Origin of the sequence: Microbacterium sp. CFBP9034 (assembly GCF_034045255.1) — a bacterium.
Classification (GTDB): Bacteria; Actinomycetota; Actinomycetes; order Actinomycetales; family Microbacteriaceae; genus Microbacterium.
In genome coordinates this window covers 550,309-575,879 of sequence record NZ_JAXCWC010000002.1, presented here as the reverse complement: position 1 = coordinate 575,879, position 25,571 = coordinate 550,309, and the positions used below count along the sequence as shown (strand labels likewise).

General features: G+C 70.8%; 27 protein-coding genes, 1 pseudogene and 1 riboswitch. Of the genes and pseudogenes, 16 read left to right on the top strand and 12 right to left on the bottom strand.

Annotated features, from left to right (window positions below; all coding sequences use genetic code 11):
• Positions 1-38 precede the first annotated feature (38 nt).
• The 6 genes from SOM19_RS13890 to SOM19_RS13865 all read left to right on the top strand — a co-directional run bounded on the left by SOM19_RS13890 (position 39) and on the right by SOM19_RS13865 (position 4,761).
• The gene (locus SOM19_RS13890) at positions 39-596 is read left to right on the top strand and encodes a hypothetical protein (protein WP_320487190.1); all 558 of its coding nucleotides are present in this window, start codon (positions 39-41) and stop codon (positions 594-596) included.
• A gap of 85 nt (positions 597-681) precedes the next feature.
• Positions 682-1,062: a YciI family protein gene (locus SOM19_RS13885; protein WP_320487189.1), complete on the top strand. Its 381-nt coding sequence runs from the start codon at positions 682-684 to the stop codon at positions 1,060-1,062.
• Positions 1,062-2,132: an RNA polymerase sigma factor gene (locus SOM19_RS13880; RefSeq protein ID WP_320487188.1), complete on the top strand. Its 1,071-nt coding sequence runs from the start codon at positions 1,062-1,064 to the stop codon at positions 2,130-2,132. Before SOM19_RS13885 ends, SOM19_RS13880 begins: the two co-directional genes overlap by 1 nt.
• A gap of 118 nt (positions 2,133-2,250) precedes the next feature.
• Positions 2,251-3,117, top strand: coding sequence for an ABC transporter substrate-binding protein (locus SOM19_RS13875; RefSeq protein ID WP_320487187.1), 867 nt, complete (start codon positions 2,251-2,253; stop codon positions 3,115-3,117).
• Positions 3,118-3,142: 25 nt separating this feature from the next.
• Positions 3,143-4,021, top strand: coding sequence for an amino acid ABC transporter permease (locus tag SOM19_RS13870; RefSeq protein WP_320487186.1), 879 nt, complete (start codon positions 3,143-3,145; stop codon positions 4,019-4,021).
• Positions 4,018-4,761: an amino acid ABC transporter ATP-binding protein gene (locus tag SOM19_RS13865; protein WP_320487185.1), complete on the top strand. Its 744-nt coding sequence runs from the start codon at positions 4,018-4,020 to the stop codon at positions 4,759-4,761. Before SOM19_RS13870 ends, SOM19_RS13865 begins: the two co-directional genes overlap by 4 nt.
• 18 nt (positions 4,762-4,779) lie before the next feature.
• Here SOM19_RS13865 and SOM19_RS13860 read toward each other — a convergent pair whose 3' ends face one another.
• Positions 4,780-5,292, bottom strand: coding sequence for a DUF1990 family protein (locus tag SOM19_RS13860; RefSeq protein ID WP_320487184.1), 513 nt, complete (start codon positions 5,290-5,292; stop codon positions 4,780-4,782).
• Positions 5,293-5,320: 28 nt separating this feature from the next.
• On the opposite strand from SOM19_RS13860, the gene SOM19_RS13855 reads away from it, so the two are divergent.
• Positions 5,321-5,620 carry a bleomycin resistance protein gene (locus SOM19_RS13855; protein ID WP_320487183.1) on the top strand — a complete coding sequence of 100 codons (300 nt, stop codon included), beginning with the start codon at positions 5,321-5,323 and terminating at the stop codon, positions 5,618-5,620.
• Here the strand turns inward: SOM19_RS13855 and SOM19_RS13850 are convergent.
• Positions 5,617-6,054 carry a VOC family protein gene (locus SOM19_RS13850; protein ID WP_320487182.1) on the bottom strand — a complete coding sequence of 146 codons (438 nt, stop codon included), beginning with the start codon at positions 6,052-6,054 and terminating at the stop codon, positions 5,617-5,619. The two genes, SOM19_RS13855 and SOM19_RS13850, sit on opposite strands and share 4 nt — an antisense overlap.
• Before the next feature lie 84 nt (positions 6,055-6,138).
• Here SOM19_RS13850 and SOM19_RS13845 point away from each other — a divergent pair.
• The 3 genes and pseudogenes from SOM19_RS13845 (at position 6,139) to SOM19_RS13835 (ending at position 7,713) form a co-directional block, all read left to right on the top strand.
• Positions 6,139-6,617 (top strand): annotated as a pseudogene (locus SOM19_RS13845) (VOC family protein).
• Between the two features lie 8 nt (positions 6,618-6,625).
• The gene (locus tag SOM19_RS13840) at positions 6,626-7,066 is read left to right on the top strand and encodes a MarR family winged helix-turn-helix transcriptional regulator (protein ID WP_320487181.1); all 441 of its coding nucleotides are present in this window, start codon (positions 6,626-6,628) and stop codon (positions 7,064-7,066) included.
• Positions 7,063-7,713 (top strand): NAD(P)H-dependent oxidoreductase, encoded by a 651-nt coding sequence (locus SOM19_RS13835; protein ID WP_320487180.1) that lies wholly within the window; start codon positions 7,063-7,065, stop codon positions 7,711-7,713. The genes SOM19_RS13840 and SOM19_RS13835 overlap by 4 nt, the downstream gene beginning before the upstream one ends.
• A gap of 3 nt (positions 7,714-7,716) precedes the next feature.
• On the opposite strand, the gene SOM19_RS13830 is transcribed toward SOM19_RS13835, so the two are convergent.
• The gene (locus tag SOM19_RS13830; RefSeq protein ID WP_320487179.1) at positions 7,717-8,592 is read right to left on the bottom strand and encodes a bifunctional methylenetetrahydrofolate dehydrogenase/methenyltetrahydrofolate cyclohydrolase; all 876 of its coding nucleotides are present in this window, start codon (positions 8,590-8,592) and stop codon (positions 7,717-7,719) included.
• Between the two features lie 113 nt (positions 8,593-8,705).
• Positions 8,706-9,980, bottom strand: coding sequence for a serine hydroxymethyltransferase (gene glyA / locus SOM19_RS13825; protein WP_320487178.1), 1,275 nt, complete (start codon positions 9,978-9,980; stop codon positions 8,706-8,708).
• Positions 9,981-10,033: 53 nt separating this feature from the next.
• A riboswitch (ZMP/ZTP riboswitch) is annotated at positions 10,034-10,118 on the bottom strand.
• A gap of 173 nt (positions 10,119-10,291) precedes the next feature.
• Here glyA and SOM19_RS13820 point away from each other — a divergent pair.
• From SOM19_RS13820 to SOM19_RS13800, 5 genes are all read left to right on the top strand, one after another.
• Positions 10,292-11,803: a beta-N-acetylhexosaminidase gene (locus SOM19_RS13820; protein WP_320487741.1), complete on the top strand. Its 1,512-nt coding sequence runs from the start codon at positions 10,292-10,294 to the stop codon at positions 11,801-11,803.
• The gene (gene nagA, locus SOM19_RS13815) at positions 11,800-12,927 is read left to right on the top strand and encodes an N-acetylglucosamine-6-phosphate deacetylase (RefSeq protein ID WP_320487177.1); all 1,128 of its coding nucleotides are present in this window, start codon (positions 11,800-11,802) and stop codon (positions 12,925-12,927) included. The genes SOM19_RS13820 and nagA overlap by 4 nt, the downstream gene beginning before the upstream one ends.
• A gap of 460 nt (positions 12,928-13,387) precedes the next feature.
• A complete protein-coding gene (locus SOM19_RS13810; protein WP_320487176.1) occupies positions 13,388-15,430 on the top strand; it encodes a sigma-70 family RNA polymerase sigma factor in 2,043 nt (680 codons plus the stop codon).
• Between the two features lie 58 nt (positions 15,431-15,488).
• Positions 15,489-15,875: a YrdB family protein gene (locus SOM19_RS13805; RefSeq protein WP_320487175.1), complete on the top strand. Its 387-nt coding sequence runs from the start codon at positions 15,489-15,491 to the stop codon at positions 15,873-15,875.
• Positions 15,872-17,263 (top strand): FAD-binding oxidoreductase, encoded by a 1,392-nt coding sequence (locus SOM19_RS13800; protein ID WP_320487174.1) that lies wholly within the window; start codon positions 15,872-15,874, stop codon positions 17,261-17,263. Before SOM19_RS13805 ends, SOM19_RS13800 begins: the two co-directional genes overlap by 4 nt.
• A 30-nt stretch (positions 17,264-17,293) precedes the next feature.
• Here the strand turns inward: SOM19_RS13800 and SOM19_RS13795 are convergent, their stop codons facing one another.
• The 8 genes from SOM19_RS13795 to SOM19_RS13760 all read right to left on the bottom strand — a co-directional run bounded on the left by SOM19_RS13795 (position 17,294) and on the right by SOM19_RS13760 (position 24,880).
• Positions 17,294-18,052 carry a hypothetical protein gene (locus tag SOM19_RS13795; protein ID WP_320487173.1) on the bottom strand — a complete coding sequence of 253 codons (759 nt, stop codon included), beginning with the start codon at positions 18,050-18,052 and terminating at the stop codon, positions 17,294-17,296.
• Between the two features lie 138 nt (positions 18,053-18,190).
• Positions 18,191-18,436, bottom strand: a complete 246-nt coding sequence (locus SOM19_RS13790) for a hypothetical protein (RefSeq protein ID WP_320487172.1) — start codon at positions 18,434-18,436, stop codon at positions 18,191-18,193.
• 28 nt (positions 18,437-18,464) lie between these two features.
• The gene (locus tag SOM19_RS13785; RefSeq protein WP_320487171.1) at positions 18,465-19,244 is read right to left on the bottom strand and encodes a glucosamine-6-phosphate deaminase; all 780 of its coding nucleotides are present in this window, start codon (positions 19,242-19,244) and stop codon (positions 18,465-18,467) included.
• Entirely contained in the window at positions 19,237-20,163 is a 927-nt protein-coding gene (locus SOM19_RS13780; protein WP_320487170.1) for an ROK family protein, read from the bottom strand. The genes SOM19_RS13785 and SOM19_RS13780 overlap by 8 nt, the downstream gene beginning before the upstream one ends.
• 43 nt (positions 20,164-20,206) lie before the next feature.
• The gene (locus SOM19_RS13775) at positions 20,207-21,172 is read right to left on the bottom strand and encodes a carbohydrate ABC transporter permease (RefSeq protein ID WP_320487169.1); all 966 of its coding nucleotides are present in this window, start codon (positions 21,170-21,172) and stop codon (positions 20,207-20,209) included.
• Positions 21,169-22,146, bottom strand: coding sequence for a carbohydrate ABC transporter permease (locus tag SOM19_RS13770; RefSeq protein ID WP_320487168.1), 978 nt, complete (start codon positions 22,144-22,146; stop codon positions 21,169-21,171). Before SOM19_RS13770 ends, SOM19_RS13775 begins: the two co-directional genes overlap by 4 nt.
• Before the next feature lie 190 nt (positions 22,147-22,336).
• Positions 22,337-23,599 (bottom strand): extracellular solute-binding protein, encoded by a 1,263-nt coding sequence (locus SOM19_RS13765; RefSeq protein ID WP_320487167.1) that lies wholly within the window; start codon positions 23,597-23,599, stop codon positions 22,337-22,339.
• A 78-nt stretch (positions 23,600-23,677) separates the two neighbouring features.
• Positions 23,678-24,880 (bottom strand): ROK family transcriptional regulator, encoded by a 1,203-nt coding sequence (locus tag SOM19_RS13760; RefSeq protein WP_320487166.1) that lies wholly within the window; start codon positions 24,878-24,880, stop codon positions 23,678-23,680.
• 148 nt (positions 24,881-25,028) lie between these two features.
• Here SOM19_RS13760 and SOM19_RS13755 point away from each other — a divergent pair, with 148 nt between their 5' ends.
• A complete protein-coding gene (locus SOM19_RS13755) occupies positions 25,029-25,544 on the top strand; it encodes a hypothetical protein (RefSeq protein ID WP_320487165.1) in 516 nt (171 codons plus the stop codon).
• Positions 25,545-25,571 lie beyond the last annotated feature (27 nt).

Genomic DNA, 25,571 nt, shown 5'->3' with positions numbered 1-25,571 from the left:
CCTCCCGCACGGCAGCCCGAGCATGGCACAGTGATCCCATGAAGAAATGGATCGTCCGGTTCGTCTCGCTGCTCGTCTTCAACGTCGTGGTGCTGCTCGTCATCGGCTTCCTCACGCCGGCGAAGGTGGGATGGTCCGCCCTCTGGGCCGGCATCGTCCTGACGGCGATCGAGATCTGGATCAAGCCCCTCGTCGTGAAGTGGTTCGGGTCGATGGCGGCGAAGTCGGCACATCAGCGCACCAAGGCCGGTCAGAAGCTCGTGGAGTTCTTCCTCGCGTTCGCCGTGGCGCTCCTGGTGTGGATCGCGACCGTCTTCCTTTCGGGCGTCAGCGTGGGCGGATGGTTCTGGGGCTACGTGCTGCCCCCGGTGATCCTGCTCATCGGCTGGGCGATCTACGACGCGATCGACGACAGAGTCCATGAGCACGCGGGTGCGCTGTACGACCGGGCCGGCGGCGGAGCCAAGGCGACGACGACGACGGATGCCACGCCCCCGGCCATTCCGAGCCCCGAGTCCAGGGCCGCACGGCGCGAGCTGCAGGACGGTCTCACCGAAGAGCAGCGCCGGATGCTCGACGAGCTCGGCAAGGGCTGACGCGGATTCCGCGAGGCTGTCGATCGGCGGCGTCCTCGATCGTCATCGCAGTGTCGCAGCACTGAACCGACGAGAGGACCACACCATGCGCTACACGCTTCTGCTCCACTACCCCGAGATGTCCGCCGACGACCTCGGCCCCGACGCTCTGGCCGAGGGCATGCGCGAGTTCGATGCGTACGCCCAGGCGCTCGATGCCGCCGGCGTGCTGCAGTCGGCCGAGGTGCTCCAGCCGTCGGCCGTCACGACCACGGTCACCGCGCCCGACGGCGCGCTGCGCGTGCAGGACGGACCCTTCGCCGACACGAAGGAGCAGCTCGGCGGGACGTTCGTGATCGAGGTCGACGATCTCGACGCCGCGATCGGCTGGGCCGGCCAGGCGCCGTCGCTCGCGTGGGGAGCGATCGAGATCCGGCCCACCGCCATCCGGTTCCGCGACGGAGCCTGGGCCCCGCCGGAGGTCTGATGCCGACCGACGGCGAGGTGCGAGCGGTCGCCGAACGCGCTGCCCGCGCGTCTTACGGCCACCTGCTCGCCCTCATCGTCGCGAGCACGCGGGACGTCGCCCTCGCGGAGGACGCCCTCGCCGACGCGTTCGAGAGGGCGCTGCGCACGTGGCCGGATGCCGGCATCCCCGCCAATCCCGAAGGGTGGCTGCTCACCGTGGCACGCAATCGCCGGCGAGACGCCCTCGGCTCCGCGGCCCGGCGCACGGGCGTCACCCTCGACGATGCCCTCGCCGCGACGCTCGCCGACGATCCGGCGCTCGATCCCGCCGCCGTGCTCGACGGCCGTGAGGGCATCCCCGACAAGCGGCTCGAGCTGCTGTTCGCCTGTGCGCACCCGGCGATCGATCCCGCGGCGCGGACGCCGCTCATGCTCCAGGCCGTGATGGGTTTCGATGCCGCCCAGATCGCCCGGGCGTTCGGTGTCGCGCCCGCGGCGATGGCTCAGCGGCTGGTGCGCGCCAAGCGACGCATCCGCGACGCGGGGATTCCTTTCCGCGTGCCGACGCGCGCCGACATGCCTGATCGCCTGCCGTCGGTGCTCGAGGCGATCTACGGTGCCTACGCGATCGGCTGGCTGGACCAGGGCGACGAGCCGCGCGAGTCGCTCGCCGACGAGGCGCGCTGGCTGGCGGTGCTCGTCGCCGGTCTGCTGGACGACGAGGCTGAGGCCTGGGGGCTCGCGGCCCTGCTGACTTACGCGCAGTCGCGAGCCCCTGCCCGCACCACGGCGCCATGGCCGCCGCTGGACGAGCAGGACCCCGCGACGTGGGATGCCGCACTCATCGCGGAGGCCGCGGGGCTGTTGCGCCGCGCGTCCGCCCTCGGCCGTCCGCTGGGGCGATTCCAGCTCGAGGCGGCGGTCCAGGCCGTGCACTGCGACCGGGCCCGCACCGGCTCGCTCGACTCCGGCGCCCTCGTCCGGCTCTATCGCGGGCTCGTGGCGATCGCGCCGACCGCCGGCGCGGAGGCGGCGCTGGCCGCGGCGGAAGCCCGGTGTGCGATCGACGGCGGGATGCGGCATCCGTGAAGAGCGTGTAACAAACCGACGCGAGCGGAGACCCCGACGCGACCCGCTCGACAAGATGGAACCAGCCCGGCCGCCGACAGCACGAGCGCGCCGACAGCACCCGACTCCTGGAGGCATCATGTCGCGTCACACCCTGCCGTTCCGCACCGCCGCCGTCGGCGTCGCGCTCGCCGCCCTGGCCCTCACCGGCTGCGCGGGCGGCGCATCGGGCACCCCCTCCGGCGAGGCGTCCGAGGGCGCGGTCGACGGGAGCTGGGTGACCCCGGGGAAGATCACGATCGCCACCGGGGAACCGGCCTACTACCCGTGGGTGATCGACGACGCCCCCGAGAGCGGCGAGGGCTTCGAGGCCGCGGTCGCGTTCGCCGTCGCGGAGCAGCTGGGCTTCGCCGAGGAAGACGTCGTGTGGGTGCGGACCACGTTCGACGAAGCCATCGCGCCCGGACCCAAGGACTTCGACATCAACCTCCAGCAGTTCTCCATCACGCCCGAGCGTGAGGAGTCGGTCGACTTCAGCTCGCCGTACTACGAGACGACTCAGGTCGTCGTGACGACCGGCGACTCCCCCGCCGCGGAGGCGACCTCGATCGCCGACCTTGAGGACCTGCTCATCGGAGCGCAGACCGGCACGACGAGCTTCACCACCATCGAGTCCGTCATCCAGCCGACGCAGGGCGCGCAGGCGTTCAACACGAACGACGACGCCAAGCTGGCGCTCGAGAACGGCCAGGTCGACGCGATCGTCGTGGATCTCCCCACCGCGTTCTACATCTCGGGCGTCGAGCTCAGCGACGGCGTGCTCGTCGGCCAGCTGCCGACCCCCGAAGGCTCGACCGGCGACCAATTCGGCTTCGTCCTGGCCAAGGACTCGCCCCTGACCGACGAGGTGACCGCCGCCGTCGACGCCCTCCGGCAGGACGGCACGCTGGACGAGCTTGCCAGCGAGTGGCTCGGAGGCGAGGGCCAGGCCCCGCTCCTGCAGTGAGCCGGCGCACCGTTAGCCTGGCCGGATGACACGCGCACCCGCCGGGGCTGCCGGGGCGTCCCGCGCGGTGAGCGCGGTCGAGCTCGAGCGCCAGGCCTTCCGCAAACGCCAGGGCGCTCGCTCGGTCGTGATCAGCCTCGCCTCGACGCTCGTCCTGGCGGCAGTGCTCTGGGCGCTCGTGATCAACACGCCCGGCTGGGCCGCCGTGCAGGAGAAGTTCTTCGACCCGGAGGTGTTCGTCGCCTCGATCCCGCGGGTGTGGGACGGGTTCCTCCTGAATCTCCGCGTGCTGGCCATGTCGTCGGTGCTGGTGCTGATCTTCGGGATGCTGCTCGCCACCCTCCGCACCCTCCGCGGGCCGCTGTGGCTGCCGCTGCGCGCGCTGGCGGCGGGCTACACCGACCTGTTCCGCGGCATCCCGCTGATCATCGTGCTGTTCCTCGTCGGGTTCGGGATTCCGGGGCTCGGCCTCATCCCGGTGCGCGTTCCCGCGGAGGTGTGGGGCACGATCGCCATCACTCTCACCTACTCGGCGTACGTCTCCGAGGTGTTCCGCGCGGGCATCGAGGCGGTGCATCCCTCGCAGCGGCATGCCGCCCGATCGCTGGGTCTGAGCCATGGGAAGGCCATGCGGCTGGTCGTGGTGCCGCAGGCGATCCGCAAGGTGACCCCGGCCCTCATGAACGACTTCGTCGCGCTGCAGAAGGACGTCGGCCTCATCTCGGTGCTCGGCGCCGTCGACGCCGTGCGCGCGGCGCAGATCGAGACGGCCAAGTACTTCAACTTCACGCCGTATGTCCTTGCCGCTCTGCTGTTCGTGCTCCTGGCGATCCCCACCATCCGCCTGACCGACTGGTACACCGCGCGCGTCCGCGCCCGCGAGCAGATCGGGGGCATCGTATGAGCACCGTCGATCCGGTGCTCCGGCTCGAGGACGTCTGGAAGTCGTTCGGCGACCATGACGTCCTCCAGGGCATCGACCTCGACGTCGCGCCGGGCGAGGTCGTCGCGCTCATCGGCGCGAGCGGCTCGGGCAAGTCGACGCTTCTGCGCACCGTCAACCTCCTCGAGCCGATCGACGACGGGCGCATCTGGCTGAGCGGCGCCGACATCAGCGATCCGCGGGTCGACGCCGACGCCGTGCGCGCCCGAGTCGGCGTGGTGTTCCAGCAGTACAACCTGTTCCCGCACCTCACCGTGAAGGACAACATCACGCTCGCGCTCCGGCACGTCCACAAGTACTCCAAGAGCCGAGCGGATGCCGCTGCCACCGCGCTGCTGGAGCGCGTGGGTCTTGCAGAGAAGGCCGGAGAGCACCCCGATCGCCTCTCCGGCGGGCAGCAGCAGCGGGTGGCGATCGCGCGTGCTGTCGCGACATCCCCCGATCTCCTGCTCCTCGATGAGATCACCTCGGCGCTCGATCCCGAGCTCGTGGGCGACGTTCTCGACCTCGTGCGCGCCCTGGCCGACGACGGGATGACCATCGTCATGGCAACGCACGAGATGGCCTTCGCGCGCGACGTCGCCGATCAGGTCGTGTTCCTCGACGGCGGCCGGATCCTCGAGGCCGGCACCCCGGCCCAGGTGTTCGGCGCACCGCGCGAGGAGCGCACGCGTGCCTTCCTGGCGAGATTCACGGCCTGAGATCTGGCCGCGAGTCGCTCAGCGCGCGGCCCGGACGCGGAGCGCGCGCAGGTATCGGCGACGCGCAACGCTCTGGGCCAGCAGCAGCGCGGGATACGCCGCTCGCCAAGGAAGACCGGGTGCGGGGCGGGTCAGCGAGCGGATCGTCAGCACCACGGTGTCGCCGTCGCGGTGCACGATGAAGGCCTCCTCACCCGAGACGGGGTGGCCCGGCAGCGTCCGGTAAGCGAAGCCGACGCGGTCGGAAGTCTCGACCACATCGACCACTTCCACGGGCTCCCTGATGGAGAGGCCGAACGGGTGGGCCATGATGACAGGCCGGCTCCGGGGCGTCACCGCGCCGGGCGGCGCCACCGAGAACCCGCTGCGGGTCTTCACGCCCCACCGAAGCACTTCGGTGCGCGCCCACTCCCAGACAGCATCGCCTGCTCCGAGCACGGTCGACTTCTCCCAGCGCCGGAAGCCCTGGGCCGGCTCCCGCCAGACCGCGTCTGCCGGACGGGTCCGCGTCGTCCACGCGTCATTGGCCACGGATCGATCCTTGCAGGTGCGCTCCTGATTGCGCTGCCCCGTTCAGCTGCCCGAGACCTCGGAGTGGGACTACCTGATTCTCGGCCGCGGCGAGGCGGAGCTGCACTTCATGGCCGAGCCGTCGGTCGGCCCGTTGCGGACCGCCGGGTCAGCGTACGTGTTCGTGGATGACGCCGATGGACTCTTCCACGCGTGGAGCGCTGCGGTCGTCGCCGACGACAGCACGGCCAGCCGGGTGACTGACCTCATGGACACCGACTACGGGATGCGCGAGTTCGCGGTGGTCGACAGCAGCGGAAACCTCATCCGCGTCGGGTCCGCGCTCTAGACCACCGCCTGCGGAGACTGCTCCCGCGGCGGGTTGTGCATGAACTCGATGCGGATGCCGTTGTCGTCCTCCACGAAGGACGCGTAGTACCGGTCGTTGAAGCGCGGGTACAGTTTCGGCTCGCGCACGACGGACCAGCCGGCACCGACCGCGACCGCGTGGAGGCGGTCGACCTCGGCGCGTGAGCCGACGGCGAAGGCGAGGTGCTGCCAGCCGACCTGTCCATGCCGATGTGGTCCGGTGCCCGCTTCACGGGCCGGGAGGAGGATCAGCTCCGTCTCGCCCTCCGTGTGCCACGACACGCCGTTCTCCGCGTCGTAGCGAGTGAATCCCAGGGCAGCGAGGACAGGGGCGAATTGCGCGATCGCAGACGGAAGGTCGTCGACGGTGACGCCGAGGTGGTCGAAGACGGGCACCACGGCAGTCTTCCGCATCTCGGGCCCCTCCGGCGGTTCACATGCGCCGTCGCGGCATCCCGCCCCGCCTCGCGAGTCGGCTCGCCTGAGTAGCATGCCCCCATGCCCATCCGTCTGGAGAACGTCGCCATCGCCGTGCGCGACCTCGAAGCGACGATCGCCTTCTTCACCGACCTCGGCCTCACCGTCATCGGCCGCGACACGGTCAGCGGCGAGTGGACGGACACCGCCGTCGGCCTCGACGGCAACCACGCCCGGATCGCGATGCTGCAGACGCCCGACGGCCACGGCCGCCTGGAGCTCTTCGAGTACATCCACCCTGAGGCGATCGAGACCGAACCGACGCGTCCCCACGAGATCGGCATGCACCGCGTGGCGTTCTCGGTCGACGACATCGACGAAGCCCTGGCCACCGCTGCCAGACATGGCTGCCACCCTCTGCGCGGGTCGCGAACTACCAGGACGTCTACAAGCTCACCTATGTCCGGGGTCCGAGCGGGATCCTCGTGATGCTCGCTCAGGAGCTCAAGAAGGGAGCCGATCGAGTCAACTGGTTGACATGTCCGGAGTCAACTGGTTGACTCAGCACATGTCGGACCGCATCACCTTCACCCTCCACGAGGTGATCTCGGCCATGGACGCCCACGCCGACGCCGTGCTGCGTGCACGCTACGGCGTGACCTTCAACCACTTCCAGTTCCTCGCGATCCTCGCCGACGTCGAGCCCTCCGACATGACCACGCTCGCCGCCTGCCTCGGCATCACGAAGGCCGGCGTCAGCAAGCGCGTCCCCGCGCTCGTCGCCGACGGCTGGATCGCCTCCGAGCCCGGCGCGGGCCGCAGCATCCTGCTCTCGCTCACGGCGAAGGGCGCCGCCCTCGTCCGTGACGCCGGCGGAGTCCTCGAGCGAGAGTTCACCGAGCTCCTCGCCGACCCGGCGCTCGCCGCCGACCCCATCGACGTCCCCCGATTGAACCGCCAGCTCGTCGCCCTGACCACCCTCGTCCAACAACAGCAGGAGCAGCCATGACCTCGCCCGCGCGCATCCTCGTCGTGATCGGAACCCCGATCGCCGGCAGCCTCAACCATGCCCTCGCCCGCTCGTACGCCGATGCCGCCCGCGCTGCCGGCGCGGAGGTGCGAGTGGTCGACCTCGCCACCGACGCGGTGCCGGGGCATCCGTCGCTGCGCAGCGAACTGCGCACCCCGCGCTCGGACGCCGACACGCCGCTCGCGCCCGAGGTCGCGAACTACATGGGCGACGTGACCTGGGCCGACCACCTGGTGTTCTTCTTCCCGCAGTGGTGGGGCTCGACTCCCGCGGCGCTCAAGGGGTGGATCGACCGCGTCTTCCTCGCGGGCTTCGCATTCCGCTACCGCGAGCGCGGCCGGCTCTGGGACAAGCTCCTCACCGGCCGCACGGCCCGCATCGTCATGACGATGGACTCCCCCGTCCCGTGGAACGCCTGGGTCTACCGCGACGCGGCGATCCGCCAGCTGCGCAATGCGACGCTCGAATACTGCGGCATCAAGGTGCGCGGCATCACGCGCCTGTCGGAGGTGCGCCACCGCGCCGACGCCGATCGCGAGCGCTGGATCCGCGGAATGGCGTCGTTCGCTGCGATTGATGCCGCGTCCGCGCTCGCGCGCGATCGCGGGGAGCTCGTCCCGGCGTGACGGCTACAGGCGCTCGGCCGCCTCGACGACGTTCGTCATGAGGAGCGCCACCGTCATCGGCCCGACCCCGCCGGGGTTCGGCGACAGGTAGCCGGCGACGTCGGCGACGTCGGGATGGACGTCGCCGAAGATCCTGCTCTTGCCCGTCTCGGGGTCGACCTCACGCGTCACGCCGACATCGAGCACGGCGGCGCCGGGCTTCACGTCGGCCGCGCGGACGATGTGCTTGACGCCGGCCGCCGCGACCACCACGTCCGCCTGACGCAGGTGATGCGCGAGGTCGGCCGTACCCGTGTGCGTGAGCGTCACCGTGGCGTTGTACTCCCGGCGCGTGAGCAGCAGCCCGATGGAGCGGCCGATCGTGACACCGCGCCCGACGACCACCACGTCCTTGCCGTTCAGGTCGTACCCGTTGCGCAGCAGCAGCTCGATCACGCCGCGCGGCGTGCACGGCAGGGGCGAGGTGATCGGCGAGTTGACGTTCAGCACGAGCCGGCCGAGGTTGGTCGGGTGCAGACCGTCGGCATCCTTGGCCGGGTCGATGCGCTCCAGGATCGCGTCCGTGTCGATGTGCTTCGGCAGCGGCAGCTGGACGATGTAGCCGTGGCACTCCGGATCGGCGTTGAGGTCGTCGATGAGCGCCTCGACGTCGGCCTGCGTGGCGTCCGCCGGCAGCTCGCGCTGGATCGAGTTCATCCCGATCGACTCGGACTGGCGGTGCTTCATCCCGACATACAGCTGCGAGGCCGGGTCCGCTCCCACGAGCACCGTGGCGATGCCGGGCACGATGCCGCGTTCCTTGAGCGCCGCGACGCGGCCGCGCAGCTCTTCCTTGATGGCGTCGGCCGCCGCGCGGCCGTCGAGTACCTGTGCGGTCATTGTTGCGTCCTTCACTGTCGGCGGAGCACGCCGTCGTCGCTGAGGCAGGCGGTACCGCGGCCTGCCTCAGCCACACGTGCATGCTTCACGGCGGGGTGCCTGCGGAGGCCGGGCTACTGCGAGAGGCCGGGGTACAGGGGGAACGCCGCGGTCAGGGCGGCGACGCGGGTGCGCAGCGCCTCGACGTCGGCTCCGGGGAGCAGCGCGAGCGCGATGATGTCGGCGACCTCGGTGAACTCGGCGTCGCCGAATCCGCGGGTCGCGAGCGCGGGCGTGCCGATGCGCAGACCCGAGGTCACCATCGGGGGCCGCGGGTCGTTCGGCACCGCGTTGCGGTTGACCGTGATGTGGATCTCGTGGAGGAGGTCCTCGGCCTGCTTGCCGTCGATCTCGGCGTTGCGGAGGTCGACGAGCACCAGGTGCACGTCGGTGCCGCCGGAGCGGACCGAGATGCCGGCATCCGTCACATCCTGCTGCGAGAGACGTTCGGCGATGAGGTGCGCGCCGCTCAGGACCCGCTCCTGACGCTCCGCGAACTCGGGGGTCGCGGCGAGCTTGAACGCGGTCGCCTTGGCGGCGATCACGTGCATGAGCGGTCCGCCCTGCTGGCCGGGGAAGACCGCGGAGTTGATCTTCTTCGCGATGTCGGCGTCGTTGGTGAGGATGAAGCCCGAACGCGGGCCCCCGATGGTCTTGTGCACCGTCGACGAGACGACGTGCGCGTGGGGCACGGGGTTCGGGTGCAGCCCCGCGGCCACGAGTCCGGCGAAGTGCGCCATGTCGACCCAGAGGAGGGCTCCCACCTCGTCGGCGATCGCGCGGAACGCCGCGAAGTCGAGATGACGCGGGTAGGCGGACCAGCCGGCGATGATCACCTTGGGCTGGTGCTCGATCGCGAGGCGGCGCACCTCGTCCATGTCGATCAGCGACGTGGACTCATCCACCCCGTAGGCGACGATGTTGAACAGCCGGCCGGAGAAGTTGATCTTCATGCCGTGAGTGAGGTGGCCGCCCTGGTCGAGGGACAGTCCGAGCAGGGTGTCACCGGGGCGGGCGATCGCGTGGAGGACCGCGGCGTTGGCCGTTGCGCCCGAGTGGGGCTGGACGTTGGCGAACTCGGCGCCGAACAGCGACTTGGCGCGGGCGATGGCGAGCTCTTCCGCCACGTCGACCTCTTCGCAGCCACCGTAGTAGCGGCGGCCGGGGTAGCCCTCGGCGTACTTGTTCGTGAGGACCGAGCCCTGCGACTGCAGGACCGAGAGGGGCACGAAGTTCTCGGACGCGATCATCTCGAGGTAGCCGCGCTGGCGGTCGAGCTCCCGCTCGAGCACCTGGGCGATCTCGGGGTCGACCTCGGAGAGAGGGGCGTTGAAGTACTGATCGGTCATGACGATCTCCTTGACTGCGGCTTTCGGGGTGCGCGGCACGGCGTGCCGGGATTCACATCGGCCCAGGCGTGCGGTCGAATGCCGTAGTCAGCCGCTCCCCGGTGGTAGACCACCTCAACGCCAGTCGCGACATGCCGAGCATAACGGATGCTACGGCCCTGGTCCGCGCCGATGACGCCCTGCTAGGCTGAGTCCACCCTTTTGTTAGGACTCTTTACATGAACCGTCGCCGAGGACGGACCGCCGCCGTGGTCGTGGTCGCCGCGACGCTGCTGGCGGGCTGCACGCCCGCCGCCCAGAATGGAGACACCGTGTCGCTCCCCTCCGTCGTCCCCGCCCCGGCCTCGCTCGAGCAGGCCACCGGTGCGCCGTTCCGCCTCTCCGCGACCACCCGGATCGAGGGCGAGACGGATGCCGCGGCCTCCCTTGCCGCTCTCGTCACCGCACGGACCGGGCTCGAGGTCGAAGGCGGTGGCGCATCGACCATCACCCTCGCGATCGAGCCGGGTGGCGCCGCGGAGTCGTACTCGCTCACCGCCGACGAGGCATCCGTCGTCGTCACGGGGGCCGACGCCGCCGGCCTGTTCTACGGCGTCCAGACCCTCGGCCAGCTCCTGACCCGCGACGACGACGCGTGGATCGTGCCCGCCGTCACGGTCGAGGACTCCCCGCGCTTCGCCTACCGCGGCGTCATGCTCGACGTCGCGCGGCACTTCCACTCGGTCGAGACGGTCAAGGGGTACATCGACCGCGCCGCCGGCCTGAAGTTCAACGCGCTGCACCTCCACCTCGCCGACGATCAGGGCTGGCGTCTTCAGCTGCACTCGCGCCCGAAGCTCACCGAGCTCGCCTCGGGGACGGCGGTCGGGGGCGATCCGGGCGGCTTCTACACGAAGGCGGACTACGCCGAGATCATCGCCCACGCGGCGTCGCGCCACATGATCGTCGTGCCCGAGATCGACATGCCGGGCCACACGCACGCGGTGGGTCTCGCCTATCCCGAACTGGTCGAGGAGCCGGTCCTGAGCGACCACATCATCGAGATCGCGCGGGACTACGGCGGCGATCTCCCCGAGGCGGGCAAGCCCTACGACGGCATGGCCGTCGGCTTCTCCTCGCTGAAGATCCACGACGAGGCGACCTACGATTTCGTCGCCGATGTCTTCGGAGAGCTGGCGGGGATGACCCCCGGCCCGTACCTGCACCTCGGCGGCGACGAGGCCCTCGGCACCGCACCCGAGGACTTCGCCCTGTTCGTCTCCCGCGCGACCGAGATCATCGCGGACCTCGGCAAGACACCGGTCGCCTGGCACGAGGCGGGGGCAGCGCCCGATCTCACCGAAGCGACGGTCGGCCAGTACTGGGGATTCGTCACGCCGACCGACGGCATGGACGTCAAGGCGCGCGAGTTCGTCCGCAACGGCGGGCAGCTGATCCTCTCCCCCGCCGACGCGATCTATCTGGACATGAAGTACCCGACCGGACCCGACCTCGGCCTCACCTGGGCCAACGGTCCCACCAGCGTCGAGGACGCCTACTCGTGGGAGCCCTCGGCGATCATCCGGGGCATCGACGACACCGACATCCTCGGGGTCGAGGCTCCGATGTGGAGCGAGACCATCCGCACCGCGTCCGACATCGACACGATGGCGTTCCCGCGCATCGCCGCCGCCGCCGAGGCGGGGTGGTCCCCCGCGACGGGCGCCAGCGACCTGCGCACCTGGGAGTCCTTCCGCACCCGCGTCGGCGCGCTCGGCCCGCTGTGGACGAGCCTCGGGATCGGCTTCCACCCCACCGGGGAGATCCCCTGGGTCACCGAGTGAGCACGCTCGTCCACTCCGTCCGGCTCGTCGACGACGGGCGTGTGACGCCGGATGCGTGGGTGCTGTTCCAGGGCGGCCGGGTTTCGGCGACCGGAGTGGGCGCGGACCGCCCGGCAGCCGACGAGATCGTCGACGGGGAGAGCGGATGCCTCGCCCCGGGCTTCATCGACATCCACGGGCACGGCGGAGCAGGAGCGAGCTACGACGACGGCCCCGGCGCCATCCGGGCGGCGCGCGCGCTGCACCGCGCGCACGGCACGACGCGTGCGGTGGTGTCGCTCGTCACCGCCTCGCTCGACGAGCTCGTCTCCCGTACCGCCATGGTGGCCGACCTCGTCGCGGAGGACCCCACGATCCTCGGCTCGCACCTGGAGGGACCCTTCCTCGATCCGGGCCACAAGGGCGCGCACACCGAGGCGCTGCTGCGAGCCCCCGACGCGGCATCCGTCGCCCGTCTGCTCGACGCGGGGCGCGGCACCATCCGGCAGATCACCCTGGCCCCCGAGCTGCCCGGAGCGGGCGTCGCGATCGCGCGCTTCGTGGAGGCGGGCGTGGCCGTGGCGATCGGGCACACCGCCGCGGATGCCGCCACCTCCCGCCGCGCGTTCGACGCCGGCGCGACGCTCCTCACGCACGCCTTCAACGCGATGCCGGGCATCCACCATCGCGCCCCCGGCCCTGTGATCGCCGCTCTGCGCGACGACCGCGTGGTGCTCGAACTCGTCGCCGACGGAGTCCACGTCGACCTCGACCTGATCGCGGTCGTCTTCGCGGCTGCGACCGGCCGGGTCGCGCTGATCACCGACGCGATGGCGGCGGCCGGGGCGGATGATGGCGCGTACGACCTCGGCGGACTCGCCGTCACGGTGCACGAAGGTGTCGCGCGACTCGACGACGGCGGCGCGATCGCCGGATCGACCCTGACGCAGGATGCGGCTCTGCGGCGCGTGGTGAAGGCGGGTGTGCCGCTCGCGGCAGCGGTGGCCGCGGTGACGTCGACGCCGGCCCGCGCGATCGGGCGCCCGGATCTGGGCACACTGCGGGTCGGCGGGCTCGCGGACGCGGTGCTGCTGGGCGCCGATCTCGAGGTGCGACGCGTCTGGGTCGCCGGCACGGCGGAGTGATCCCAGGCCGCCCGCCGCACAACCCGGGGCGTCGTGCAGCGGACGGAGCACAAGGAGGGCCGCTGCGTTTCACACAGCGGCCACGGTACGGAGAGTAGGGCGGGGCCGGCAGTCCCTCCCCCGAGTTCCTGCCGAGCCCCGCCTCCGGCGGCGTGTACGAAATGTCCGTCCTTCGCCGGCGGTGCTCGCCATGTGCCCCCACAGAGCGACGAGCAGCGTCTCCTGCTTGATGAGACGGCGCGACGGGCGTTCTATTACGCGATCGGCCGGAAACATTTTCCGGGGGCGGTCCGGCGCCCCCGCCCGCCCGCCGCCCAAGGGCGCGGATTCAGCCCTCCATCTGGTCAAAACGACCGTCTCGGGCGACAATGAAGGAGTCGCGAGTCGCATCAGCACCGCTCGGGACTGGCTGGGGTCCCCAACGAGGGCGGTTTCGGTCGCCCATTCGCAGGGAGAGACAGTGACCGACCAGCACGAAGGCCCGAGCAGGGACGCGGCCGACCTCGGCGATGCCGACCTCGTGCTCCGTACGCGATCCGGCGACAGCGCGGCCTTCGGCGAACTGTGGCGGCGCCACTACCGGTCCGGCATCTCGGTCGCGCGCAACGTCTCTCCCGGTACCGACGCCGACGACCTCGTCCAGGAGGCCTACACCCGCATCTATCAGTCGATCCTTCGGGGCGGCGGCCCTACGGGCTCCTTCCGTGCGTACCTGTTCACGAGCATCCGCAACACCGCCGCGGGCTGGGGTCGTTCCCGCCGCGAAACCCCGATCGACCAGCTCGAGACGCTCGAAGATCCTGCGACCAGCGAGCAGGCCACCGCCGAGTCGCTCGACCGGGGCCTGACCCATCAGGCGTTCCGGAGCCTGCCGAGCCGGTGGCAGGAAGTGCTCTGGTACTCCGAGATCGAGGGGATGAAGCCCGCCGAGATCGCACCCCTCCTCGGGATGAAGGCGACCGCCGTCGCCCAGCTCACCTTCCGCGCCCGCGAAGGACTGCGAGAGGCGTGGATCCAGGCCCATCTGCGCTCCGTCGCCGACGGCTCGGACTGCGCGTGGTCCATCGAGCGCCTCGGGGCCTACGCGCGCAACAACTTGGGCCGCCGCGACCGCGGAAAGCTCGAGGCGCACGTCGCGGGCTGCACCCGCTGCGCCATCGTCGCCAGCGAGGCCAGAGAGGTCTCGAGCCGTCTGGCCATGGTTCTCATCCCGCTGACGGTCGGCGTCACCGGCACAGCCGGATACCTGGCGACGCTCCAGGGCGCCGGCGCCCCGGTCGCGGCTCTGGCAGCCATGCCGTCGAACGTGGTGCAGGGCGCCGTGTCGGCGGGATCGGCCGGATCCGCCACTGTGGCGGGCGGGACGGCCGCCGGAGGAACGGCTGCGGGGTCCACCGCACTGGCGGGAGCGGGGTCCGCCGCAGGAGCCGGTTCCGCGGCGTCCGTGGGCGCCGGTGCGGCCGCCGCGACGGTGGGAACGGCCGGCGTCGCCGCGACGGCGGGAACCGTGGCCACCGTCGGGGCCGGAGCCGCCGCCGCCGCCGGCACCGTGCTTTCTGTCGGCGGCGTCGCCGGGCTCGCCGCGGCAGGACTCGTCGTCGTGAGCAGCGTGGTCGCCGCAGCGGTCGGGCTGCCTCCGCAGCCGAGCGCGGACAAGATCGCGGTCGACGGCACATCGTCGGTCACCGAGGTATCCGACGACGCGACCGCAGCGTCGACCACACCCCTCGAGACGGCCCCGGAGTCCTCGGTCCCCATCGCCGACGCGGGTGGTCCGTCGCCGGCCGACATTCCCGCGCTACCCGTTGAGGCGGCCGCTGAAGCCGGCCCTCCGGCAACCGTCGAACTCCCTGAACAGGCCGCCGGCGACAGCGGCACAACCACCCCGGGCACCGGCGACGCCGGCAACGGGGGCACCGTGCCCGACAGCGGCCTGCCGACGACGGGCACGGCCACCCCGACCCCGGGGGTCGGCACGCCCACTTCGGGCACCGGCAACGCCAGCCCGCCCGCCGACCCCGGCAAGCCCGGTACGACCACCGACAGCCCGGGCAACGGCAACCCCGGCAACAGCGACGGCAATCCCGGAACCGGCAACCCCGGCAACGGCAACGGCACCTCCGGAGCGAACGGCGGCAAGCCGCCGAGCGGCACCCCGAACGGCGGGAGCCTCAACAGCAGCACGGGCGGCGCCGTCGAGGAGCCTCCCGCCTCCGCCGGACCCTCCGTTCCTGCAGGCTCGCCGTCCATCGCGTCGAGCTCCTCGTCCACCTCCGGCGTGCAGACGACCGTCGAGGTCACGGTCAGCGGCGTCCCCGGTGCGACCGTTCAGGCGCGCATCCGCGGCACCGTCCGCGCCACCGCCACCGTGGACTCCGCAGGCACGGCGATCCTGGTCCTCCTGCCGAGTGCGCAGGATCTGAGCAGCGACGCCCGCGTCGACATCCGGTACGTGGGCGGCGCCGGCGCGCCCACCAGCGCCCGGCTCAGCGCGCTGCTCTGACCTCGCCGACGGTCCGCCGACGACTCGGACCGGGAGCACCGGCGCCTAAACTGGAGCCATGACCGACTCCGCCCGCGCCGCCTCTCGCGCCGAGCCCGCGCCCGGCACCCGCGCCCCGCTGTCGGTCATCGACCTTCTCGCGTTCGTCTGCGAGCTGTTCGCCTTCGCCAGCCTGGCCGTGTGGGGCTTCGCGTCCTGGCCCCTGCCCTGGAACATCGTCGCCGGGATCGGCGCTCCGGTGCTCGCCATCCTGGTCTGGGCGCTTTTCGTCTCCCCGCGGGCCGTGCTGGCGGTCCATCCCTTCGTTCGGGCGCTGGTCGAACTCCTCGTCTACGCGTCTGCCACGATCGCGTGGTGGAGCCTCGGGTACGCCTGGATCGGCCTGATCTTCGGCATCGTGGCGGTCACCATCGGCGTGATCGCGGGCCGACGCCGGCTCGCGTGAGCGCCGGCCGCGACGTCCTCGCGCTGCTGAGAGCGGCGCTCGGCGATCGCGTCGACTCCACGCCGCAGGCCCGGCACGCCGCCCGCGCGGACAAGTCGGGGCATGCGGCATCCGGAATCCCGCTCGCAGTCGTCAATGCGACCTCGGTGTCGGACGTGCAGGAGACTCTGCGCATCGCGAGCGCGACAGGCACCCCGGTCGTCACCCGCGGTGCGGGCACGGGGCTCGCGGGCGGGGCGATCGCGGGCTCGGGCGAGATCTCGCTCTCGGTGCGCGGGATGGACCGCATCCTCGAGGTGCGTCCCGACGATCTGCTCGCGGTGGTCGAGCCCGGCATCCTCAACGCCGACCTCAATGAGGCGCTCGCGGAGCACGGCCTGTGGTGGGCGCCGGATCCGGCGAGCCGCGCCATCTCCACCGTCGGCGGCAACATCGCCACGGGTGCGGGGGGCCTGTTGTGCGCGAAGTACGGCGTCGTCCGCGACGCGGTGCTGGGCGTCGACATCGTGCTCGCGGACGGCCGCCTGCTCCACCTCGGCCACCGCACCGTCAAGGGTGTGACCGGCCTCGACCTCACGTCGCTGGTGATCGGCTCTGAAGGCACACTGGGCGTCGTCGTCGGCGCCACCCTGAAGCTGCGTCGCCTGGTGCCCGGTGAGGTCTGCACGGTCGCCGCGACCTTCCCGGGCGTGCGGGCGGCGGCCGAGGCATCCGCCGCCGTCACGGCTTCGGGTGCGCAGCCGGCCATCATGGAACTGATGGATGCCGCGTCCCTCGCCGCCGTCCACGCTCTGCTGTCGCTCGCTCCCCCGACGCCCGGGGCGTCGCAGCTCACCATCCAGACCGACGGTCCGGCCGCGGCGGCCGAAGCCGACGCGATCGCCGCGGTGCTGCGCGCCTCGGGCGGCACCGTCGCTGTGTCGCACGACCGCGCCGAGGGAGAGCGGCTGCTCACGATCCGGCGGTCGATGCACCCGGCCATGGAGACGCTCGGCACCGCCCTCATCGAAGACGTCTCGGTGCCGCGCAGCGCGCTGCCGGCGATGTTCGACGAGATCGCGCGCGTCGAACGCGAGCACGGTCTGGTGATCCCCACCGTGGCGCACGCCGGCGACGGCAACCTGCACCCGAACTTCATCTTCCACGCCGAGCCCGATGAGGCCGGGATCGTGGAGGTGCCCGAAAGCATCTGGGATGCCGCGGACGACCTCTTCCGCGCTGCCCTCCGGCTGGGTGGCACTCTCACCGGCGAGCACGGGGTCGGCGTGCTCAAGCGCCGCTGGCTGGCCGACGAGCTCGGTGCGGATCAGTGGGAGCTGCAGCGGCAGATCACGCGTGTGTTCGATCCGCAGGGCATCCTGAACCCGGGCAAGGTGTTCGAGGTCTGAGCCGGTCGCGTCCCGCGGACGGGGGGCGCCCTACGGCGCCGGCGGGATCGGAGCCGGCGACTCAGCAGCAGACACCGTGGCCTGCCGCCTCTGAGCGAACAGCGCCAGTGCGACGGCCGCGATGCCCAGCACGAGCGGGGCGATGAACGCCGCGAACAGCGAGATGGCATAGGGGACCACGACAACCGGTGCGTAGGCTTCGCCGTTGTTCCAGCCGAGCTCCTGGGCGATCGACCCGAACACCACGGATCCGATCACCACCAGGTACGCAAGCGCCGGCAGCCACTGCCACGGTCCGGGGACGGCCCGCACTCGGACGATCTCGACCACCGCGATCAGCCCCGCCGCGACAGGGACGAGCGAGAGTGCAGCGAACGCCCACCACGACAGACCGGCCATCGACTCGTATGGCACGAGCGTCCAGATGAGCTCGACCACGTATGGCCAGACCGCGAACACCACCAGGGCGACCATGCCCAGGGGCTTGCGAGCCACGACGCTGCCTCCGCCCCGCGTGCCGACCGCGAACACGATCATGGCGATCGCCGAGAGGGCCCGACCCGACTGCTGCATCACCTGGCCGTACACGCTGTACGCGTCGCCGCCCCACTGATACGCCCACTCGAACACCGGAGTGAGCGGCGTCTGAAGGATCGCGACGATGCCCGCCAGGATGAAGAGCCCCCCGCCGACGAAGAACACCACGCGCCCGCTCCTGCTGCTGACCGCCGTTGCCCGGGTCCGTGACGTCGGGGCGTCGATGGGCTCGTCCGTGATGGGCTGGGACATGTGACTGCCTCCTTGCCGACGCGCTGCGAGGTGGCGTCGGACTCCGGCGGATGCGGCGTGGCATCCGTTGCCGCGATCGTAGACCCTCGGGCGGGTCCTCACCCCTGACTTCCACCGCCGAGGCGCGGGCAGCGGCGATCAGGACGGGGGCGGATAGACCTGTACCGTCGGGCGATCGGGGACGGTCGTGCGACGACCGGACAGCTGGAGCGCGAGGATGCCGAGCACCAGAGGAGCCCCGATGACTGCGAGCTGTCCACGCAGCACACCGCCGACCCGGAGTGTGCGGCGCAGCGAGTTCCCTGCAGCCGACGACCGGTCCACCTGTCCCGCGACTGCAGGCCGCGGGCCGTCGCCGGAGGGAGAGGGGAAGAGCGCCGTCATGGCGTCAGCCTAGCGACGGCAGGACGGCTCAGATGCCCTGCCAGTCCGGCTTGTTGATGAAGGCGTAACGGTAGTAGTCGGCGTGCGCCAAGCGCGACGCCGCAGCCTCGTCCACGACCACCGTGGTGTGCGGGTGGAGCTGGATCGCGGACCCCGGGAGCGACGCCGTCACCGGCCCCTCGACGGCGGCGGCCACGGCCTGTGCCTTGCCCTCGCCGAATGCGAGCAGCACCAGGTGACGGGCCCGCATGATGGTGCCGAGCCCCTGGGTGATGCAGTGGCGCGGCACCTCGTCGATGCTGTCGAAGAAGCGGGCGTTGTCGGCGCGCGTCTGCTCGGTGAGGGTCTTCACCCGCGTCAGGGAGGCGAACGACGATCCCGGCTCGTTGAAGCCGACGTGTCCGTCGGTGCCGATCCCGAGGATCTGCAGATCGACGCCGCCGGACTCGATGAGCGCGCGCTCGTAGTCGTCACCGGCATGCTCGATCCCCGCGAGCGACCCGTCGGGGACGCGGATGAGCGCGGGATCGAGGCCGAGCGGCTCGACGACCTCGCGAGCGATCACGGAGCGATAGCTCTCGGGGTGGGCCGGGTCGAGGCCGACGTACTCGTCGAGGGCGAAGCCCCGAACGCGCGACACGTCCACACCCGCGAGCCGGGAGCGCAGCGCCTCGTACACCGGCAGCGGCGTCGAGCCGGTGGCGAGTCCGAGCACGGTGGCCGGGTCCGCGCGGATCAGGCGCACGATCTCGTCGGCGACGAGCGCCCCACCGGCCGCCTGGTCGGCGACGATGACGACCTCAGCCATGGGCCAGCGCTCCTTCGGCATCACGGGCCGCACCCACGAGTGCCGCGCCGAGTGCTGCGGCGGGCGAACCGGCCGGGAGCAGCTCCACGCGCTCCTCGAGGCGGAGCGATCGCATGAACGGGGATGCCTCGGCGCTGGCTGCGAGCTCGGCTCTGACGTCGGCCATCAGCCGGTCACCGAGCGCGGTGACCCCGCCCCCGAGCACCACGGCGTCGACGTCGGCGGTGAGCACGAGCACCCGCACCGCCGCGGCGACACCGCGCGCGAGGCCGGCCCGCAGCGCGCGCGCCTCGGGGTCGCCCGCGTCGGCGGCGTCGAACACATCGCGCACCGGCAGCGCTCCGGCACGACCCCATCGCTCGGCGATGGCGCCGCCCCCGGCGAGCGCTTCGATGCAGCCGTGCTGGCCGCAGCGGCAAAGGGGGCCGCGGGGATCGACCGAGATGTGCCCGACCTCGCCGGCCGTGCCCCGAGCGCCACGCCAGAGGCTTCCCTCGCTGACGATGCCGGCCGCGATGCCGGTGCCCAGATTGAGGTAGGCCATCGATCCCGACCCGCCGTGGAGGGCGAACGCACCGAGCGCCGCGGCCTTGACGTCGTTCTCCACGCCCACCGGCACCCCCAGGCTCGGCGCCGTGAGAGCGGCGAGGTCGAGCTCGTCGACCCCGAGGTTCACAGCGTGCACGACGCGGCCGGTCCCGGGTTCGATCTGTCCGGGGATCCCGATCCCGACCGAGCGGATCTCCGCGAGGTCGACACCCGACTCGTCGCCGAGAGCCCGGACCGCTTCGAGGACCGTCGCGGTGACGGCATCCGGTCCCCATCCCGTGGCCAGGCGCACCCGGCCGACGATCGTCCCGGCGGCGTCCACCGCGACGGCGTCCGTCTTGGTGCCGCCGACGTCCAGCCCGACCTTCATCCGCCGACCTCCCTGCGGAAGGCGGCACGGTTCAGCGCGCGCATCAGCCCTTGACCGCCCCGGCCACGAGACCGCCGGTCATGCGGCCCTGCACGATGAGGAAGAAGATCACGACGGGGATCGAGATCAGCGTCGCACCGGCCATCACGGCACCCCAGTTCGTGGCCTCGGTGGCCGACTGGAAGGAGTTGAGCCAGGTCGGCAGTGTGAGGTTGTAGCCCTTCATGAGCAGGAGAGCCATCGTGAACTCGTTCCACGCCTGGATGAACGCGAAGATGCCCGTGGCGACCAGACCCGGCGCGAGCAGCGGGAACGTCACGCGTCGGAACGCCTGGGACTTCGTGCAGCCGTCGATCATCGCGGCCTCTTCGAGGTCGGCCGGAACACCGGCGACGAAGCCGCGAAGGGTCCAGATCGTGAAGGGGATCACCGCGGCGACGTAGACGATGCCCAGGCCGAGCATCGTGTTCATGAGACGCCAGTCGTCGATCATCCCGTAGAGGGTGAACATCATCGCCTCGCCGGGGATCATCTGGATGACGAGCACCGAGATGATGAACCCGCGACGGCCCTTGAAGTGGAACCGCGCCACGGCGATGGACGCCAGGAAGGCGAACAGCAGCGTGACGATGAGCACGCCGACGGTCACGATCGAGGAGGTCATCAGGCCGTGGGGGAAGTCCGTCTGGCCGGGTGCGGCCTCGCGCGTCCACGCCGTGACGTAGTTCTGCCACGTCAGCTCGAGCGGAACGAGGCTGGGGCTGCGGCTGATGATCTTGTTCGGCGGGGTCAGCGACATGTTGATCATCCAGTACACCGGGAAGACCGAACAGAGGAAGACGATGACCGCGGCGGTGTTCAGGAGCGCCCGCGTCGCGGTGCGCCTGCCCGACGGCCGGCGCGCCTCGATCGAACGCCGGCGGGGAGTCTTGGGCGTGCCGCCCTCGCCGAGGACCTCCTCGACGCCGATGGTGCCGAGCTGGACGCTCGCGTTGATCTGAGTGCTCACAGCTCCTCCTCCTTGAGCGTCGAGCGGACGTAGCCCCAGGAGAGGATCAGCAGCAGAACGACCATCACGACGCCGATGGCGCTCGTGAAGCCGAAGTCGCCGGGACCCTGGCGGAACATGTAGGTGCCGAGCACGTTGGTCTCCGACGCGAGACCGCCCTTGCTCTGCAGCGCGTAGACCTGGGTGAAGATCCGGAGGTTCCAGATGACCTGGAGCACCAGGATCACCACGAGCACGCTGCGGATGTAGGGGAACACGACGAAGCGGAAGCGCTTGAGTCCGGTCGCGCCGTCGAGCGCCGCAGCCTCGAGCACCTCGCCGGGCACCTGGCCGAGCGCCGCATACGTGGTGAAGGCGACGAACGGGATGCCCTGCCACACGATGATGATGGTCAGGACGAAGAAGAACGACCACGGGTTGAGCAGCCACGAGTGGTTGGTCCAGTCGTCGGTGCCCGTGACGGTGTTGAGCGCCCAGTTGACGACGCCGTACTGCGTGTCGAAGATCCATCCCCACACGACGGTCGCGGCCAGCGGCGGCATGGCCCAGGCGAGCAACAGCCCCACCGAGACGAGCACACGGAGCGTGCGGCCGAGCCGCGTCATCAGCACCGCGACAAGCACGCCGAGGCCGATGATGAGGACGGTCATGACGACCATCAGGCCGAGGCTGCGCATCAGCACGGCGGGGAAGCCCGACGTCGTGAACAGCTTGACGTAGTTGTCGAACCCGACGAAGTCCGGCAGGGTGCCCTGCACCTTGTTCTTCACGCTGGCGTCGGTGAAGGACTGGATCACCATGAGCACGGCGGGGTAGCCCACCATGACGGCAAGGATGATGAAAGCGGGGCCGAGCAGTGTCCAGGCGCCGCGCGCCTCGCGGCGGGCCTTGGCCTTCTCGCGCGCGGTGGGGGCCGCCGGTCGTGGCGGCTCGGTCGCGCCCGCGGGAGCGGGTGCGGTGATGATTTCGCTCATTCTCGCCTCCTCTCTGTGGAAGCTGGGAGGGCGCGTCGAGGCGCACTCGGAAAACTGGTGGGCATGAAGGAGCGGACCGGTCTCCAGGTCAATCGCAGGCGGCGATGCGGGCGATGCATCCTGAGCCTGACCGAGGGATCGGTCCCGGGCAAGGGGCCCCGCTGTGCGGGACCCCTTGCCGGGTCTGGTGCTACTGGTTGAGGATCGCTTCGATCTGCGCGTCGAGCTCCTCGGCGATCGCCTTGACGTCGCCGCCCTGCGCGATCTTGACGAGCGCGTCCGGGATCACCAGCGCGGCCTCGACCTCGCCCCAGTTGGGGCTCATCGGCGTGAACTTCGAGTTGGCGAGCGCCGTGGCCTGGGCCTGCGTGATCTCGTCATCCGGCAGCGAGGAAGCGGCCGAGATGATTCCGGGGGTGAGGCCACCCTCGGCGAGAAGCTGCTGGTAGCCCTCGGAGAGCAGGATGCCCAGTGCGGCCTTGGCCTTCTCGGGCGAGTTGCTCTTCTGTGCGACGGCGACGTTCGAGCCACCGGCGAAGATCGGGGCGGTGGTGCCCTCCTCCAGGCCCGGGAGCGGGAAGGCCGAGAGGTCCTTGCCGTAGGTCTCGGGGCATCCGGGGTTCTCGGCGTCAGCCTCGGCCAGGATCGACCACTTCACCCAGCCGGGAGCGGAGATGTAGGCGATCTCCCCGGCGCAGAACGGCACCTGCGGGTTCGCCTCGTCACCGTCGGCCGGCGCGTTGGTCGCGTTGAGGTACACCTCCTGGAGCTGCTCCAGGCCGGCGAGCGACTCGTCGCTCGCGAACTGGGCGTCCCAGGTGTCGCCGTCCTGGACGGCGATCTCGCCGCCGTGCGCCCACACGTAGGGAAGGGCGTTGTACCAGTCCTTGCCCGGCGCGTAGATGCCCGAGACGGTGTCGGTCTTCATCGCGATGCCCTGCGCCACGTACTCGTCGAGCGTCGCGGGGTTCTCGTCGGTGACGATCTGCGGCGTGTAGAACACGATGCGGCCACCGGCGTAGTACGGCGCGGCGTAGAACGCGTCGTCGTAGGTGCCGGCGTCGACGAGACCCGGGAGCAGGTCGTCGCCGCCGAGGTCCTCCTGGATGTCGGTGATGTCGAGGAACAGGCCCTGGTCGATGAAGCCCAGCGCCTGGGTGTTGCCGACCTCGACCACGTCGGGCGAGTCGTTCGACGAGAGCGCGGCGACGTAGGTCTCGCTGGTGTCAGCCCACGTCTTCTCCTCGATCGTGAGCGTCCAGCCCTCGTTCTCGGCTTCGAACGTCTCCTTGAGGTACTCGCGCGCCGTGTCGGGCGTGTCCGTGCCGACGAGCCAGACGGTGATCTCACCGGTCTCGGCTTCGCTGGGGGTGGCACCGCTGCCACCGGCGCAGCCGGCGAGAACGACAGCCGAAGCGCCGACGAGCGCGAGGGCTCCGAGCTTCTTGTTCATGGTGTCTTCCTTCGTGTGTTTTCTCTTGGTGATTTCCGGGGGCCGGGTGACCCATCCGGGGGGGAATTGGGTGACGTGCTACGACACCCCGAGTTGTCCCGACAGGACCATGACGGCGGCGCCGCGCAGGACGATGTCCTGGCCTTGCTCCGTCATCCGCACCCGCACGCCGTCGTGGAACTGGGCGAGCGTCCGTGTGCGGAGTGTCTCGACGGCTTGCTCCGCAAGCGGTCCGTCGAGAAGTTCAGGGGGGCCGGAGAGGATGACCTCCGACAGGTCGAGCACGCCGACCACGGGGGCGAGCGCGATTCCGAGCCGCTCCCCCGCGTCGCGCAGGATTCCGTCGCGGGCCGCCGGATCGGATGCCTCCGCCAGCCGCTTCGTGAGCGACGGGACCGACAGCCACGCCTCGAGGCAGCCCACCTTGCCGCAGACGCAGACCGGACCGCCGTCTGTGCCGACCGTCACATGGCCGAGCTCGCCCGCGGCGAAGTGGCTGCCCCGCATGGGCTGACCGGCGGCGAGGAGGCCGGACCCGACACCGCGCCCCACCTTCACGAGGAGCACGTCGTCGCCGGCGCCGCCGAACGTGTACTCGGCGAGGACGGCGGCGTTCGCGTCGTTGGCGACGAGCACGGGCAGCCCGAGCGCGTCCTGCAGGGCGCCCTCGAGGTCGAATCCCGCCCAGCCGAAGTTGGGGGCCGTGAGGATCACACCGTGGTCGTCGACCACGCCGGGGGTTCCCACGCCGATGCCGAGCACCGGAGCATGCGACTCCTCGACCAGCACGCGGGCGAGCTCGACGACGGTGGCGACCACATCATCGGCCGGCGGGAGCGGCACTTCGCGGCGGACGACGATGTCGCCGTCGAGCGTCAGCACCGCTCCGATGAAGGCGTCGCTCTCGGAGAGATCGATGCCGATGATGCGGTGGCCGTCGCGATCGAGGTCGACGAGCATCGCCGGCTTTCCGGGACCGGAGGCCTCCCGCACGCCGATCTCGGCGACGAACCCGTCGGCGATCAGCTCGGCGACGAGATCCGAGATCGTGACCCGGGTGAGCCCCGTCTCCCGGGAGAGGTCGGCACGGCTCATCGCGTTCTGGTGGAAGAGCGTCTGCAGGACCAGCGAGCGGTTGTGGCCGCGGGCATGCTCCGGGAGCACCTTGGCACCCTGGCGCAGTGTGCGGCCGGGGCCGAACGCGCGGGCGGCGCTGGAGTTTCCTGAAGGGTGCGGCGACACGAGAGTGGAAGAGCCGCGTTGCACGTCCGATGAAGACATGTTTGTTAGTAGACCTTACGAACAAACGATCCGCAAGGGAGGAACGCGGTTTGAACGGCGTGTTTACAAAACTGTTACATTGCTGAGCGGGTCGCCTGCTGACGCGCCCGCCCGGGAGGTTCCGGATGCCGTCGCCTACAGTGGAAGCATGCGTACGCCGTCGACCTCCCGCCGTTTCGCCGCTCTCACCCTCACTGCCGTCGCCCTCCTGGGACTGACGGGATGCACCGGCTTCCCCACCGGCGCGAGCACGCCCGGCGTGTCTCCGACCAGCTCTGCCGACGCCGAGGGGGGCGCCGATGACGGATCCGGTGAGGGATCGAGCGACGGCTCGCAGACCACCGAGGAAGCCTGCCAGCTCGTGCAGGACACCATCACGGACGCGACCGCTGAATTCGAGAACGTCGACGGACAGGACCCGAGCGCCGTGGTCGACGGGATGAAGGCCGCGGCCGAGCGCCTGGCCGAGACCTCCTCGCAGATCACCAACGAAGAGGTCGCGGCAGTCGTGCCGTCGCTGCAGCAGATGTTCGAGCAGGTGGCCGAGGTCATGGCGGCGATCGTCGACGGCGAAACCGACAGGCTCGGCGAGCTCGAGGAGATCGGCACCACCTTCCAGGAGACGACGGAGCAGTTCCAGGAGCTGTGCGCTCCCACCGAGTGACCACTCCCTGACGGCGGGTTCTCCACC